Here is a 14,764-nt window from a genome sequence, read left to right on the forward strand (position 1 = left end):
AACGATGCGTGAAGCCGTTATTGTAGCAGGAGCACGAACGCCGATAGGTAAGTCGAAAAAAGGTTCTTTAGCAACAGTAAGACCTGATGATTTCGGGGCAGTCGTTGTCAAAGAGGCATTAAATAGAGCGGGATATACAGGGCAGGTAGATGATTTGATTTTAGGGTGTGCAATGCCAGAAGCAGAGCAGGGGATGAATGTTGCACGTAATATCGGAGCATTAGCAGGCTTACCGGATACTACGCCAGCAATTACGATTAATCGATTCTGTTCATCAGGCTTACAAGCAATCGCCTATGCGGCTGAACGAGTTATGCTAGGCCACTCAAAAGCGATCATTGCAGGAGGCGTCGAATCAATGAGTATGATTCCGATGACAGGAAATACAATCCGATTAAATCCTGAACTAGCTGAAAATGCACCACAATACTATATGGGAATGGGCCACACAGCTGAAGAAGTTGCACGTCAGTACAATGTTAGCCGTGAAGACCAAGATGCATTTGCAGTACGATCACATGAACTAGCTGAAAAAGCAATAAAAGAAGGCAAGTTCAAAGATGAAATCGTACCAATCGAAGTGGAACAGCACTATGTAGATGCGAATAATAAACCACAAGTAAAGAAATTTACATTTGAGATGGATGAGGGTGTTCGTCCAGGTACATCGGTTGAAGGTTTAGCTAAGCTTCGTCCTGCTTTCAATATTAAAGGGAGTGTTACTGCTGGTAATGCTTCTCAAACTTCTGATGGTGCAGCAGCAGTACTTGTAATGGACCGTGAGGAAGCTGAAAAACAAGGCATGAAACCGATGGCGAAGTTTTTAGGCTTCGCAGTGGGAGGCGTTCCACCTGAAATCATGGGGATTGGTCCAATTGTGGCTGTACCAAAAGCGTTAGAAATTGCAGGTTTGGCAATAGAAGATATAGATCTTTGGGAAATTAACGAAGCATTCGCCTCACAATCACTACAAGTCGTTCGCCATTTAGGCATCGACCAAGAAAAGGTGAATGTCAATGGTGGTGCAATTGCACTCGGACATCCGCTTGGTGCAACTGGTGCCATTTTAACACTTAAACTTATCCATGAACTAAAACGTCAAGGGAAAAAGTACGGTGTTGTGACAATGTGTATCGGTGGCGGTATGGGTGCTGCTGGAGTATTTGAGATTTTATGAGTTTGCTAGATAAGCAACTGGGTGCATCGTTTTCGGTTGCCTCCGAACGATGTACTCATAGCTTTCTATATATGGGGATTGTATCGAGCATTTTAAATAATAGATACTTAGGGAGGAATTTAACATGACAGAAAAAACAACGGATTTCATTAAAGGCGGCGGATTTATTATTGAAGATGTGGAGTTAGATCGAGTATTTACGCCGGAAGATTTCACAGATGAACATAAAATGATTGCAAAAACGACTGAAGAGTATGTTGCAAATGAAGTACTACCAGTGGTAGAAAATCTTGAGCATCATGAATTCGAGCATTCAGTACGTTTATTAAAGAGTGCTGGCGAGCTAGGTTTACTAGGCGCAGATGTACCTGAAGAATACGAAGGTCTTGGTTTAGATAAAGTTTCTTCTGCATTAATCGCAGAGAAAATGTCAGTAGCTGGTGGTTTCTCGATTACACATGGTGCACACGTTGGTATTGGTTCATTACCAATTGTACTTTTCGGTAATGAAGATCAAAAGAAACAATATTTACCGAAACTAGCTTCAGGTGAGTTAATTGCAGCGTATGCATTAACGGAGCCAGGTTCAGGATCTGACGCATTAGGTGCTAAAACGACTGCGAATTTAAATGCAGAAGGAACACATTACATTTTAAATGGTGAAAAGCAATGGATTACAAACGCGGGTTTTGCTGATGTATTTGTTGTATATGCAAAGATTGATGGCGACAAATTCACTGCATTTATCGTTGAACGTGCGTATAACGGCGTTTCAGTAGGTCCTGAAGAGAAGAAGATGGGGATTAAATCTTCATCAACACGTACATTAGTACTTGAAGATGCAGAAGTGCCTGTTGAAAATTTATTAGGTGAAGTGGGCCGTGGTCACGTAATTGCCTTTAACATTCTAAACATTGGTCGTTATAAATTAGGTGTGGGCACAATTGGTGGTTCTAAACGTGCATTAGAGCTTGCTATTCAATATACAAACCAACGCCAACAATTCAAAACGAAGCTTTCTGACTTCAACTTAACGAAAGAAAAATTATCGACGATGGCGTCTCTATTATATGCGTCTGAGTCATTAAACTATCGTACAGTAGGTTTATTCGAAGACCGTTTAAGCCAACTTAGTCCAGAAGAGCAAAAGCAAGGTAAAGTGATTGCAGGTGCAGTTGCTGAGTATGCCATTGAATGTTCAATCGCAAAAGTATTCGGTTCTGAAACATTGGATTATATTGCTGACGAAGCGGTGCAATTACATGGTGGTTACGGCTTTATGGCTGAATACGAAGTAGAGCGCATTTACCGCGATTCTCGTATTAACCGTATCTTTGAAGGAACAAACGAAATTAACCGCATGATCGTGCCGGGCACATTCATGAAAAAAGCATTAAAAGGTGAGCTTCCACTACTTCAAGTAGCACAAAACTTACAAACAGAGTTATTAATGCTAATGCCTGAAGAAGTAGGAACAGAAGCTTTAGCTCAAGAAAAATATCTGGTGAAAAATGCGAAGAAAATTGCAGTACTTGCAGCGGGTATGGCAGCACAACGTTATGGTGCGAAACTTGACCAAGAGCAAGAAGTACTTGTAAATATTGCGAACATCGCGAATCAATTATTCGCAATGGAGTCTGCAGTGTTACGTACTGAAAAAGCAATTGCTCGTGATGGCGTTGAAAAGGCAAACCAAAAACTCCTTTACACACAAATCTTCTGCCAAGAAGCATTTGCGGAAATCGAAAAAGAAGCAAAAGATACAATTATTGCTGCAGTAGAGGGTGATGCAGCGCGTATGACGCTTTCTGCATTACGTAAACTAACACGCAACAATCCTTATAACTTAATCGCGAAAAAACGTGAGGCTTCAGTGAAGCTAATCGACGCTGAAAAATTCGTAGTTTAATAATGTTAGCCTGGCTACTGTAATGGTAGCTGGGCTTTTTTTGCTTAGACGGATAGAATGATAAAACGGACGAATAGAATCCCTGAATTGACGGATAGCTCTTATAATAGAGTTTTATTTTATCTGTGACCGTTCAGATGGTATACTACAGAAAAATGATGAAAGAGGCGTTACCCATGACTATTCAATTCATTAACTATCCAAAATGTACAACATGTAAAAAAGCACAAAAATGGCTTAATGACAATGGTATAGCTTTTGAAGATGTTCACATCGTAGAGCAAACACCAACGAAGGAACAATTAGAAAGTTATTGGAAAGTAAGCGGGTTACCGTTGAAGAAATTTTTCAATACATCTGGTATTAAATATCGTGAGTTAGGTTTAAAGGATAAACTTGCCGAAATGACTGAAGATGAGCAGCTAGAATTACTTGCGTCAGATGGCATGCTCATTAAACGCCCAATTGTGACAAACGGTGAAAAAGTGACATTAGGATTTAAAGAATCAGAATTTGGCGAGACTTGGAAATAACAGCTTTCAATCTTGTTTTTACTGATAAATTATGGCACACTGAAAGTGATTGAATTACATATTTTTGGAGGGATTTTTCATGAGCACACCTAAAGACTTACGTTATTCTGAAGAACACGAATGGGTAAAATTAGAGGACGGAAAAGTACGTATTGGTATTTCACACTTCGCACAATCTGAACTTGGAGATATCGTTTTCGTTGAACTTCCACAAGTTGGCGACGAAATTAAAACGGACGATCCATTCGGTAGCGTAGAATCAGTTAAAACTGTTTCAGAATTATACGCACCAGTTTCAGGTAAAGTTGTAGAAGTAAATGCTGACTTAGAAGACAGCCCAGAATTCGTAAATGAATCACCATACGATAAAGCATGGATGATTGTTGTTGAACTTTCTGACGCTTCAGAACTTGATAACCTAATGACAGCAGAACAATACACTGAAATGATCGAAGAATAATTTTAAGTTTGAATAAAAAGCGTCGGTGTATTTACTCCGGCGTTTTTTCTTATATTAAGGAGAAGTTAGGTAAGTAGTGTAAATGGGGGTGGCCACTGTGTTTGAAGGGAAATGTTTGATTGTTGAGGGGCGATCTGATAAGCTTCGTATCGCGCCAATATTAAATGAAGAAGTCACGATTCTTTGTACAAATGGCACAATTGGTATTCATCAATTAGAGGAATTACTGGATCCATATGAGCAATACGAGCTGTTCACGTTTTTTGATGCGGATGCATCAGGAGAAAAATTACGTGCGTTGATGGACAGACATTACCCAGAGGCAGAACATTTACGGACAATGCCGACATATAAAGAAGTAGAGACAACGCCAAGAAGGGTGCTAGCGGCGATTTTATTACGTGCGCATTTCTCTATTCATAAAGAATACATTTTGTAAGGTTGCGTGAGAAAATGGATGATTGGTCAAGAGAACAGTGGGAAGCATCTGTACAGTCGGGTGTCAAAACCGCGTTATATTTATACACGCCGTTGTGTGGAACATGTGCAGTAGCTTCAAAAATGATGGACGTTGTTGAGCAGCTTCTCCCAGATTTACTGTTGGGTAAGGCGAATCTCAATTATATGGAGCAGTTAGCATATGATTACCACATTGAAAGTGTGCCTTGTTTACTTGTTTGTGATAGCGGTAAAGTGACAGAAAAAGTATATGCTTTTCAATCCGTACCATTTTTGTACGAATTATTAAAGAAATCAATTGACTGAACTTTGTTAGCGTGTTAAAGTAACAACTATATTAATTTTATTCAGCATTATTCCTTATTTCATTTTTTGTTGTAGATAATATGTGTTGTATTTTTTACATGACATATTTATGTTGGTTGAATAAAATTAAAGCCTCCGGCGGATGTCACAGATTTTAAAAGGAGTGAATTGTGCAGGCACAATTCAAAATCTGGACGCAATTACGCCAAGGCGAAATTGATAAAACAATAAATATCGAACTCTTATGAAGAGTGGCTGAGGGAAGTGCCCTATGACGCCCGGCAACCATCACGAATGTGAAAAGGTGCCAAATCACCCAAAGAAATTTCTATTTTCTTTGACAGATGAGAGAACGGTTCAACGTATATGATACGTGGCCCCTTCTACTTGTTTGTGAGTGGAGGGGGCTTTTTATATGCATTCAACAAATGTGTTCCTATATCAACATTGTAACGATAAGTTACGGAAACAACCACTTCGACAAGTGGCGCGATGAATGAATATCGAACCTCCGGCGGATGTCACAGATGTTTTGTGCGCGAAAGCGGAGCGTCAGAAGCAGATTTTGAGAGGAGAAAGAGGAGGTTAGCCTAAAAGCGTCGCATCCATGCGACAACAGCTAACTGACCTGCATCACGCAGGCCTAAGCACAATTCAAAATCTGGACGCGATTACGCCAATGCGTAATTGATTATGAAGAAAAGGAGTTTTCGCTATGATACAGCTTCAAAATATAACGAAGAAGTACAAAACCGCGAATGGCGAATTAACAGCAGTCAAAGATGTAAACCTTTCTATTAACAAAGGTGAAATTTTTGGCATTATCGGCTACAGTGGTGCTGGTAAAAGTACGATGATTCGTTTATTAAACGGTTTAGAAAAACCGACATCGGGTACGGTGACGGTGAATAACCAAGAATTTTCAGCAATCAAAGGGCAAAAGCTTCGTGATGCTAGACAAAAAGTAAGTATGATTTTCCAACATTTTAATCTACTTTGGTCAAGAACAGTAGCAGAAAATATCGCTTTCCCACTTGAAATCGCAGGTGTACCAAAAGCACAGCGTGACACGCGTGTGAAAGAACTTATTGCATTAGTTGGATTAGAAGGAAGAGACAAGGCGTATCCTTCACAGCTATCAGGTGGTCAAAAGCAGCGTGTGGGTATTGCCAGAGCGCTTGCAAACAATCCGGAAGTCCTTCTATGTGACGAAGCAACATCTGCACTCGATCCCGAAACAACAGATGCGATTTTAGATTTATTAGTCGACATTAATGAACGACTTGGCTTAACGATTGTACTGATCACACATGAAATGCACGTCATTCGTAAAATTTGTCATCGTGTTGCAGTAATGGAAGCTGGGGAAGTCGTTGAGAGTGGCGAAGTGCTACAAGTATTCCAAGCACCACAAGCAGATATTACGAAAAAGTTTGTATCGCAAATTACGGATACGAAAGAAACACAAGAAACAATTGCTCAATTAAAGGCTCATTACCCAACAGGACAGCTTGTGAAGCTTATGTTTGTTGGTGAAAAAACAGAGCAACCTGTCATTTCACAATTAGTGAAGAAATTTGAAGTAGAAGTAAGCATTGTACACGGGAATATTTCACAAACGAAAAATGGCCCATACGGTACGCTTATTGTACAAGTTGACGGTTCTGCACCAAATGTGTCAGAGGCCTTAAAATATTTAAATACAGTTGAAGTTCAAACGGAGGTGATTGCAAATGTTAACTAGTCTCTTTCCGAACGTTGATTGGACAAAAATGTGGGAAGCCACATATGAAACATTATATATGACGACAATTTCTACGGTCGTTACTTTTGTTCTTGGATTAGCCATTGGTATCGTATTATTCCTGACAAGCCCTCATCAATTATGGGCTAATAAGGTGGTCAATTTCTTAACAGGATCAATCGTTAACATATTCCGTTCGATTCCGTTTATCGTATTAATCATTTTGTTAATTCCATTTACAAAGTTTTTACTAGGAACAATTCGTGGGGCAAACGCAGCTTTACCTGCACTTATCATTGGTGCAGCACCGTTTTATGCACGTATGGTGTTAATCGCATTACGTGAAATCGATAAGGGTGTAATTGAAGCGGCGCGTTCAATGGGCGCAAAAACGTCCACAATTATATGGAAAGTATTAATTCCAGAATCATTACCAGCTCTTATATCAGGGATTACCGTAACAGCTGTAGCTTTAGTTGGTTACACTGCGATGGCTGGTATTATTGGTGCTGGTGGATTAGGGAACTTAGCTTTCTTAGATGGATTCCAAAGAAATCGCCAAGATGTAACACTAATGGCTACCATCTTTATCTTAGTTGTTGTATTCATCATCCAATGGATTGGCGATACAATTACAACGAAATCAGATAAACGCTAAACAAGTGATATAAGGTTATTCCGGTAAATTACCGCTAACATATTTTGGACAAGATCAAAGGGAGTGTAGACAAATGAAAAAGTTTTTATCAGGTTTATTTTTATCAGTACTTGTATTAGCCTTAGCCGCATGTGGTACAGATAAAAAAGAAGATGCAGGCTCAAATGCTTCAGGAAATGAAGAGAACGTAACAATAAAAGTAGGTGCTTCGAATACACCACATGCGGTCATCCTAGAAAAAGCTAAACCAATCTTAGCTGAACAAGGCGTAGATTTAGAAATTGAACCATATACAGACTATGTACTACCAAACCAAGACTTAGATTCTGGTGAGCTAAACGCAAACTATTTCCAACATATCCCTTACTTGGATCAACAAATTGAGGACAACGGTTATGATTTTGTAAACGCTGGTGGTGTACACATCGAGCCAATCGGCATATATTCAAAAAAATATAAATCACTTGAAGAGTTGCCAGAAGGCGCTACAATTATTTTATCAAACTCAGTTTCAGACCATGGCCGTATGTTCGCATTGCTTGAAGCAAAAGGATTAATCAAATTAAAAGATGGAATTGACAAAACAGCTGCAACTGAAGCAAATATCGTTGAAAATCCTAAAAAGTTAAAATTTGATGCAGATATCGCACCTGAAATGCTTGTACAAATGTTCGAAAACGGAGAAGGCGATGCTTTACTAATCAACTCTAACTTCGCTATCGATAATGGCTTAAACCCAATGGAAGATTCAATTACTTTAGAAGATAAAGAGTCTCCATATGTAAACATCATCGCTGTTCGTGCTGGTGACGAAACAAAACCAGAAATTAAAAAATTATTAGAAGTATTAACTTCTGAAGAAATCCAAAACTTCATTCTTGAAGAATGGAAAGGCGCAGTCGTACCGGTTAAATAATATAAAAGAAAAAAATGAGCTTCTCCTATACACACGTATAGGGGGAGTTTTTTGTTTGAAAATTAATAATAATTAAATGATTCCGACTATTTTAGAAACCCTGTATTAACTCAGTTTTTTATGATAAATTACTGTTAGTGTATTTGAAAAAGACATTTGTTTTTATGGGGAGGACATATAGATGAAACTTAAATTTGGTTTACTAGCAAGAATTATTGTAGCTATTTTGCTAGCAGTAGTGCTCGGTAACTTAATGCCAGAGCCATTTGTACGTGTATTTGCAACATTTAACGGCTTATTCGGTAACTTCTTAAACTTTGTAGTACCATTAATCATAATTGCATTTATCGCACCAGGGATTGCGCAACTTGGTAAGGGCTCTGGTAAATTATTAGGTCTAGCTACTTTCTTTGCATATTTTTCAACATTAGTAGCAGGTTTTCTCGCATTCTTTGTAGCACGTAATGTGTTGCCGAACTTCATTTCTAATGAGGGTGCGGAAAGTATGGCAAACCCAGAGGAATTTTTAGCCCAAGCATTCTTTAAAGTAGAAATGATTCCGCTAATGGACGTAATGGCGGCATTAATCTTCGCATTTATAGTAGGGATTGGGATGGCTGCTATTAACAGTGACGTAATGAAACGTGGCTTTGAGGAGTTTAATTCAATTATTTCAAAGGTAATTTCATTTGTTATTATTCCATTACTACCTTTCCACATTTTCGGTATTTTCTTGAACATGACATTCGGTGGTCAAGTAGCGAAAATCTTATCTGTGTTTGCAGTTGTATTCTTGTTAATCATCGTTATGCACTGGGTAATGCTAATTATTCAATTTACAACAGCGGGTGCGTTAAATAAGAAAAATCCATTTACGTTGATTAAAGCCATGCTACCGGCATACTTTACAGCTCTTGGGACACAATCGTCAGCAGCGGCAATACCAATTACGCTTCGTCAGGCACAACAAGCTGGTGCATCAGAAAAAGTATCGAGTTTCACAGTGCCACTTTTTGCGACAATTCATTTATCAGGGAGCACGATTACACTTGTAACATGCTCACTTGGCGTAATGATGATGAATGGTATGGACATTAGCTTTACAAGTTATGCAGGTTTTATCTTTATGTTAGGTGTCACAATGATAGCAGCTCCAGGTGTTCCTGGTGGTGCAGTAGTGGCAGCACTAGGTTTACTTCAATCAATGCTTGGCTTTGATGAAACAATGGTAGCATTGATGATTGCTTTATACTTAGCACAAGATAGCTTTGGTACAGCAACAAATGTTACTGGTGATGGTGCGTTAACAATGATCGTCGACCGTTTCGACAATAAAGAAAAATAACAAGAAATGCCCAATGGATAGCTTGTAATCCATTGGGCATTTTTGTATGTACGGCAAAGTGAATAAAATTGCTGAAAATAGCTATTATTATTGGAATTGCGAAATGCGTGAGAAAAAATCCTTCACGAAGTCTAAGAAAATTTTCTCTGATGGGGCAATCTCACGGTTAATTGGAGAAATAATACCAACTGTTCTTGGAATCGTCGGTGATTTAATTGGTACTTTTATGGTAAAACGAGCGGCTGAATCGTAAAGTGTACTTTCGGGTAATAAACTGACGCCAATACCAGCAGCGACAAGTCCTTTTAGAGCATCTAAATCTTCACCCTCTGAGATAACATTGGGCAAGAAGCCTGCAGCACGGCAAGCATCCATTGCGACTTTATGTAAAATGAATCCATCTGGAAATAATACGAACTGATCGTTGCGTAAATCAGCAAGCATGATACTTTCTTCTTTTGCTAAAGGATGATTTGCAGGTAGTAATGCAGCAATGTTTTCAGTAAATAAGACAGTCGGCTGAATCGTCTCGTCTTTTGGTGGAAGTGGACCTAAAAATGCTAAGTTCAATTCCCGGTTTTTCACAGCGTCGATTAAAAATTTATAAGAACCCTGTCGTAGTTGGAATTGCAAGTCTGGATAATCTTTTTTAAAAGCTGAAATAACTGTTGGTAGAACATAGCTTGCCAGACTAGTAGGGAAGCCAATTTTAATCGTTCCCTTTGCTGGATCTAAATATTCTTCAACTTGCTTTGCTGCAAAATCGATTGCCTTTAATGCTGTAATCGTATGTTCAAGAAAAATTTTGCCGATTGGCGTTAATTTCACATTGCGTCCAATCCGTTCAAAAAGTGGTGTACCTAATTCATCCTCTAAATTTGCTATTTGGCGGCTAATAGCAGATTGTGCAACATGTAAATGCTCTGCTGCTTCTGATATATGCTCTCGCTCTGCAACCTCAACAAAATAGCGTAATTGACGTAATTCCACTGAATCCTCACCCCTATTGATCGAAAAATAAGATAAATCATATCTCAATTATATAGTATTTATGAAAAAATATGATTATAAATACGATTACTGTAAAAATTTTATCATTTAACAAAGTACCTCAAATATTAATCTCTTTGTTTCCATTTTAATGAGAAAGGGTATAGTATGTGTATTGTTATTTGTGTATAACTGTCACAAAACGGCTACAATTGGCGTTTTGTGCGAGGTTTTCACTATGTTGCTAGATGAAATCAATTCTCAATTAAGAGGTTTTGATTGAAAATGGAGTGTGTTGATTCTCAATATCAGCATTCACTAGCAAAAGTCTGAAAATGCTTTGAAAGTCTTTGCTTTTCAAGATTTATGTAGAGATAAACGAAAGTAGTTAAAATGGTTTGCATAGAGAAGTATTTTCAGTTAAGATTAGAATGATAATAATTTAGGAATGGTTTCCCATTCAATGAACACACTATGGAGGTATTCTCATGTCAACTTTAGTAATTAATGATCTTCACGTTGAAATCGACGGTAAAGAGATTTTAAAAGGCGTAAACCTTACAATTAATACAAATGAAATCCATGCAATAATGGGTCCAAACGGTACAGGTAAATCTACACTAGCTTCTGCTATTATGGGTCATCCTAAATATGAAGTAACTTCAGGTTCAGTAGAACTTGACGGTGAAAATGTACTAGAAATGGAAGTAGACGAACGTGCACAAGCGGGTCTTTTCCTTGCAATGCAATACCCATCAGAAATCGCTGGTGTAACAAACGCCGATTTCTTACGTTCTGCTATCAATTCTCGTCGTGAAGAAGGCGATGAAATTTCACTTATGAAATTCATCCGTGAACTAGATAAAAACATGGAATTCCTTGAAATGGACGAAGATATGGCTCAACGTTACTTAAATGAAGGTTTCTCAGGCGGAGAGAAAAAACGTAATGAGATTCTTCAATTAATGATGATTAAGCCTAAGATTGCTATTCTTGATGAAATTGACTCTGGTCTTGATATCGATGCGCTTAAAGTTGTATCTAAAGGTATCAATGCAATGCGTGGCGAAGGCTTCGGTTGCTTAATGATCACTCACTATCAACGTCTACTAAACTACATTACACCTGACCATGTTCACGTAATGATGCAAGGTCGCGTTGTTAAATCTGGTGGCGAAGAGTTAGCTCACCGTTTAGAAGCAGAAGGTTACGACTGGATTAAAAAAGAATTAGGTATTGAAGACGAAACAGAAGAACAAGAAGCATAAGAAGGAGGACGAACTAGCATGACAGTGGAAATTAACTTGCCTGCAACTGCACAGGACGTGCGCTCGTTCTCGACCGCAAATGGCGAACCAACTTGGTTTACAGCACTTCGTGAGGCAGCACTAGACAAAGCAGCTGGTTTAGATATGCCAAAACCAGATAAAACAAACATTACAAAATGGGATTTCATGAACTTCCCGGAGCATACAGTAGTAAGTGAAGCATTCACTTCACTTGATGCACTACCAGAAGCAGCAAAAGGATTAATAGACCTTGAAGCACAAGAAAACTTATATATTCAACGTAATAATACTCCAGCTTTCATTAAAGTTTCTCAAGAACTTACTGACAAAGGTGTTGTGTTCACAGATATTTTAACAGCTGTTCGCGAACATAGTGAGCTAGTTGAAAAGTATTTCATGACTGAAGCAGTTAAAGTGGATGAGCATAAATTAACAGCTCTACATGCAGCATTAGTTAATGGTGGTGTGTTTGTCTATGTACCTAAAAACGTAATCGTAGAAGAACCTCTTCAAGTTGTTTTCTTAAACGACGATGCTGACGCTTCACTCTTCAACCACGTTTTATTAGTTGCAGAAGCAAACTCAGCAGTTACTTATGTTGAAACTTATGTGTCTACAGTTGAAGAAGCAAAAGGACAAGCAAACATCATTGCTGAAGTAATTGCTAAAGACAACGCACAAGTTACTTATGGCGCTGTTGATGTACTAGCAAAAGGTTATACTACTTATGTAAACCGTCGTGCACGTTTAGCACGTGACGCAAAAATTGACTGGGCACTAGGCTTAATGAATGATTCAGACACAATTTCTGAAAACATTTCACACCTAATCGGCGATGGCTCACAAGCTGATACGAAATCAGTTGTTGTTGGACGCGGTACGCAAAAGCAAAACTTCACGACAGAAGTTCGTCACTGGGGTAAAAACACTAACGGCCATATTTTAAAACATGGTGTTATGAAAGAAGCCGCACAAACAATCTTTAATGGTATTGGTAAAATCGAGCATGGTGCGACGAAGGCTGATGCACAACAAGAATCACGCGTATTAATGCTTTCTGAAAAAGCGCGTGGTGATGCTAACCCAATTTTACTAATCGACGAAGATGATGTAACAGCAGGACACGCAGCATCTGTTGGACGCGTAGATCCACTACAACTTTACTATTTAATGAGTCGTGGTATCTCGAAAACAGAAGCAGAGCGCCTTGTTATCCATGGATTCCTTGCGCCAGTTGTTACGCAATTACCAATCGAGGGCGTTAAAAAGCAACTGACGGAGGTCATTGAAAGGAAAGTTCGCTAATGATGAATAAAGACATTAAAAGCTACTTCCCAATTTTAAATCAGGAAGTAAACGGCAACCCGCTTGTTTACCTTGATAGCGCAGCTACTTCACAAAAGCCAACTCAAGTTATTGAAGCGATGAAGCATTATTATGAATTTGATAATTCTAACGTTCACCGTGGTGTGCATACACTAGGGAATCGTGCAACTGACAAATACGAAGGCGCGCGTGAAAAAGTTCGTAAATTCATCAATGCAAAGTCAACTGAAGAGATTATTTTTACGCGTGGTACGACAACCGCTTTAAATATGGTTGCAGCTAGCTATGGCCGCGCGAATGTTTCAGAAGGTGACGAAATTGTTATTACACATATGGAGCACCACTCAAACATTATTCCTTGGCAACAACTAGCGAAAGAGAAGAAAGCTACTTTAAAATATATCGATTTAGAGGCTGATGGTACGTTAGATCTTGAAAAAGTACGTGCTACTATTACGCCAAATACAAAAATCGTTTCTATTACAATGGTTTCAAACGTTCTTGGTACGATTAACCCTGTGAAGGAAATTGCTAAAATTGCGCATGAAAATGGTGCAGTGATGGTAGTGGACGGCGCACAAGGTGTACCGCATTCAGTTGTTGACGTACAAGATTTAGACTGTGACTTCTTGGGCTTCTCAGGACATAAAATGTGCGGTCCAACTGGAATAGGTGTACTATATGGTAAAAAAGAACACCTTGAAAAGATGGAGCCAATTGAATTTGGTGGCGAAATGATCGACTTTGTTGGTCTTTATGATTCGACGTGGAAAGAATTACCGTGGAAATTCGAAGGTGGTACACCAATCATTGCAGGTGCAGTTGGTTTGGGTGCTGCTATTGATTTCTTAAATGAGGTAGGGCTTGAGAACATTGCAAAGCATGAGCATGCACTTGCTGGCTATGCGATGGATCAGCTTGAAACAATTAACGGACTTAAAATTTTTGGCCCACGTGATCCAATGAAGCGTTGTGGACTTGTGACATTTAATCTAGATGATGTGCATCCACATGATGTAGCAACAGTTCTAGACATGGGCGGCATTGCTGTTCGTGCTGGACACCATTGCGCACAACCACTAATGAAATGTCTTCAACAAGTAGCGACAGCGCGTGCAAGCTTCTATATGTATAACACGGAAGAAGATATTGACCGCTTAGTGCAAGGGCTGCGTTCTGCGAAGGAGTATTTTAACGATGTCTTTTAATAACTTAGATCAACTTTACCGTTCAGTTATCATGGATCATTATAAGAATCCTCGTAACAAAGGATCTTTAGAAAATGATGCTGTAACGATTGATATGAACAACCCAACTTGTGGTGACCGCATTCACTTAACGCTAAAAGTGACTGATGGGATTGTAGAAGATGCGAAATTTGACGGCGAAGGCTGTTCAATTTCTATGTCTTCTGCATCGATGATGACACAAATCGTCAAAGGGAAGAAAATCGAAGAAGCACTAGAGCTTTCAGAAATCTTCTCTAAGATGATGATGGGTGAAGAATATAGCGAAAAATACGACCTTGAGGATGTTGAGGCGCTACAAGGCGTCGCAAAATTCCCAGCACGTATCAAGTGTGCAACATTGGCTTGGAAAGCAATGGAAAAAGGCGTAAAAGAAGAATAGTAATTTATGAACGGAGGAGAAAT

The 14,764-nt window shown here is 39.0% G+C and carries 15 protein-coding genes and 1 riboswitch; of the genes, 14 read left to right on the top strand and 1 reads right to left on the bottom strand.

Annotated features, from left to right (window positions below):
- The first annotated feature begins 4 nt into the window (after positions 1-4).
- The 10 genes from ACIQ2D_RS17430 (at position 5) to ACIQ2D_RS17475 (ending at position 9,507) form a co-directional block, all read left to right on the top strand.
- Positions 5-1,177 carry an acetyl-CoA C-acetyltransferase gene (locus ACIQ2D_RS17430; protein ID WP_402866245.1) on the top strand — a complete coding sequence of 391 codons (1,173 nt, stop codon included), beginning with the start codon at positions 5-7 and terminating at the stop codon, positions 1,175-1,177.
- 124 nt (positions 1,178-1,301) lie between these two features.
- Positions 1,302-3,086, top strand: a complete 1,785-nt coding sequence (locus ACIQ2D_RS17435) for an acyl-CoA dehydrogenase family protein (protein ID WP_402866247.1) — start codon at positions 1,302-1,304, stop codon at positions 3,084-3,086.
- A 176-nt stretch (positions 3,087-3,262) separates the two neighbouring features.
- Entirely contained in the window at positions 3,263-3,619 is a 357-nt protein-coding gene (locus ACIQ2D_RS17440) for an arsenate reductase family protein (RefSeq protein WP_402866249.1), read from the top strand.
- A 79-nt stretch (positions 3,620-3,698) separates the two neighbouring features.
- The gene (gene gcvH / locus ACIQ2D_RS17445; protein ID WP_402866251.1) at positions 3,699-4,079 is read left to right on the top strand and encodes a glycine cleavage system protein GcvH; all 381 of its coding nucleotides are present in this window, start codon (positions 3,699-3,701) and stop codon (positions 4,077-4,079) included.
- A 97-nt stretch (positions 4,080-4,176) separates the two neighbouring features.
- On the top strand, positions 4,177-4,518 hold the full coding sequence (locus tag ACIQ2D_RS17450) for a toprim domain-containing protein (RefSeq protein WP_402866253.1): 342 nt from the start codon (positions 4,177-4,179) through the stop codon (positions 4,516-4,518).
- 14 nt (positions 4,519-4,532) lie between these two features.
- Positions 4,533-4,844 carry a thioredoxin family protein gene (locus ACIQ2D_RS17455; RefSeq protein WP_402866255.1) on the top strand — a complete coding sequence of 104 codons (312 nt, stop codon included), beginning with the start codon at positions 4,533-4,535 and terminating at the stop codon, positions 4,842-4,844.
- A gap of 239 nt (positions 4,845-5,083) precedes the next feature.
- Positions 5,084-5,195: riboswitch (SAM riboswitch) on the top strand.
- A 364-nt stretch (positions 5,196-5,559) separates the two neighbouring features.
- Positions 5,560-6,588 (top strand): methionine ABC transporter ATP-binding protein, encoded by a 1,029-nt coding sequence (locus tag ACIQ2D_RS17460; protein ID WP_402866256.1) that lies wholly within the window; start codon positions 5,560-5,562, stop codon positions 6,586-6,588.
- Positions 6,578-7,246, top strand: coding sequence for a methionine ABC transporter permease (locus ACIQ2D_RS17465; protein ID WP_402866258.1), 669 nt, complete (start codon positions 6,578-6,580; stop codon positions 7,244-7,246). Before ACIQ2D_RS17460 ends, ACIQ2D_RS17465 begins: the two co-directional genes overlap by 11 nt.
- A 73-nt stretch (positions 7,247-7,319) precedes the next feature.
- Positions 7,320-8,162, top strand: a complete 843-nt coding sequence (locus ACIQ2D_RS17470; protein WP_402866260.1) for a MetQ/NlpA family ABC transporter substrate-binding protein — start codon at positions 7,320-7,322, stop codon at positions 8,160-8,162.
- Positions 8,163-8,343: 181 nt separating this feature from the next.
- On the top strand, positions 8,344-9,507 hold the full coding sequence (locus ACIQ2D_RS17475) for a dicarboxylate/amino acid:cation symporter (RefSeq protein WP_402866262.1): 1,164 nt from the start codon (positions 8,344-8,346) through the stop codon (positions 9,505-9,507).
- An 87-nt stretch (positions 9,508-9,594) separates the two neighbouring features.
- Here ACIQ2D_RS17475 and gltC read toward each other — a convergent pair whose 3' ends face one another.
- A complete protein-coding gene (gene gltC, locus ACIQ2D_RS17480; protein ID WP_402866264.1) occupies positions 9,595-10,497 on the bottom strand; it encodes a glutamate biosynthesis transcriptional regulator GltC in 903 nt (300 codons plus the stop codon).
- A gap of 482 nt (positions 10,498-10,979) precedes the next feature.
- Between gltC and sufC the strand changes: the two genes are divergently transcribed.
- Genes sufC through sufU form a run of 4 tightly spaced genes read left to right on the top strand, consistent with a single transcriptional unit; the run spans position 10,980 to position 14,741 of the window.
- Complete coding sequence (sufC, locus tag ACIQ2D_RS17485; protein ID WP_402866393.1) at positions 10,980-11,765, top strand: Fe-S cluster assembly ATPase SufC; 786 nt, start codon at positions 10,980-10,982, stop codon at positions 11,763-11,765.
- Between the two features lie 18 nt (positions 11,766-11,783).
- Entirely contained in the window at positions 11,784-13,091 is a 1,308-nt protein-coding gene (gene sufD / locus ACIQ2D_RS17490) for a Fe-S cluster assembly protein SufD (protein ID WP_402866265.1), read from the top strand.
- On the top strand, positions 13,091-14,320 hold the full coding sequence (locus tag ACIQ2D_RS17495; protein ID WP_402866267.1) for a cysteine desulfurase: 1,230 nt from the start codon (positions 13,091-13,093) through the stop codon (positions 14,318-14,320). Before sufD ends, ACIQ2D_RS17495 begins: the two co-directional genes overlap by 1 nt.
- Positions 14,310-14,741 carry a Fe-S cluster assembly sulfur transfer protein SufU gene (gene sufU / locus ACIQ2D_RS17500; RefSeq protein ID WP_402866269.1) on the top strand — a complete coding sequence of 144 codons (432 nt, stop codon included), beginning with the start codon at positions 14,310-14,312 and terminating at the stop codon, positions 14,739-14,741. The genes ACIQ2D_RS17495 and sufU overlap by 11 nt, the downstream gene beginning before the upstream one ends.
- The last annotated feature ends 23 nt before the right edge of the window (positions 14,742-14,764 follow it).

Source organism: Lysinibacillus sp. NPDC097287, from assembly GCF_044761695.1.
Classification (GTDB): Bacteria; Bacillota; Bacilli; order Bacillales_A; family Planococcaceae; genus Lysinibacillus.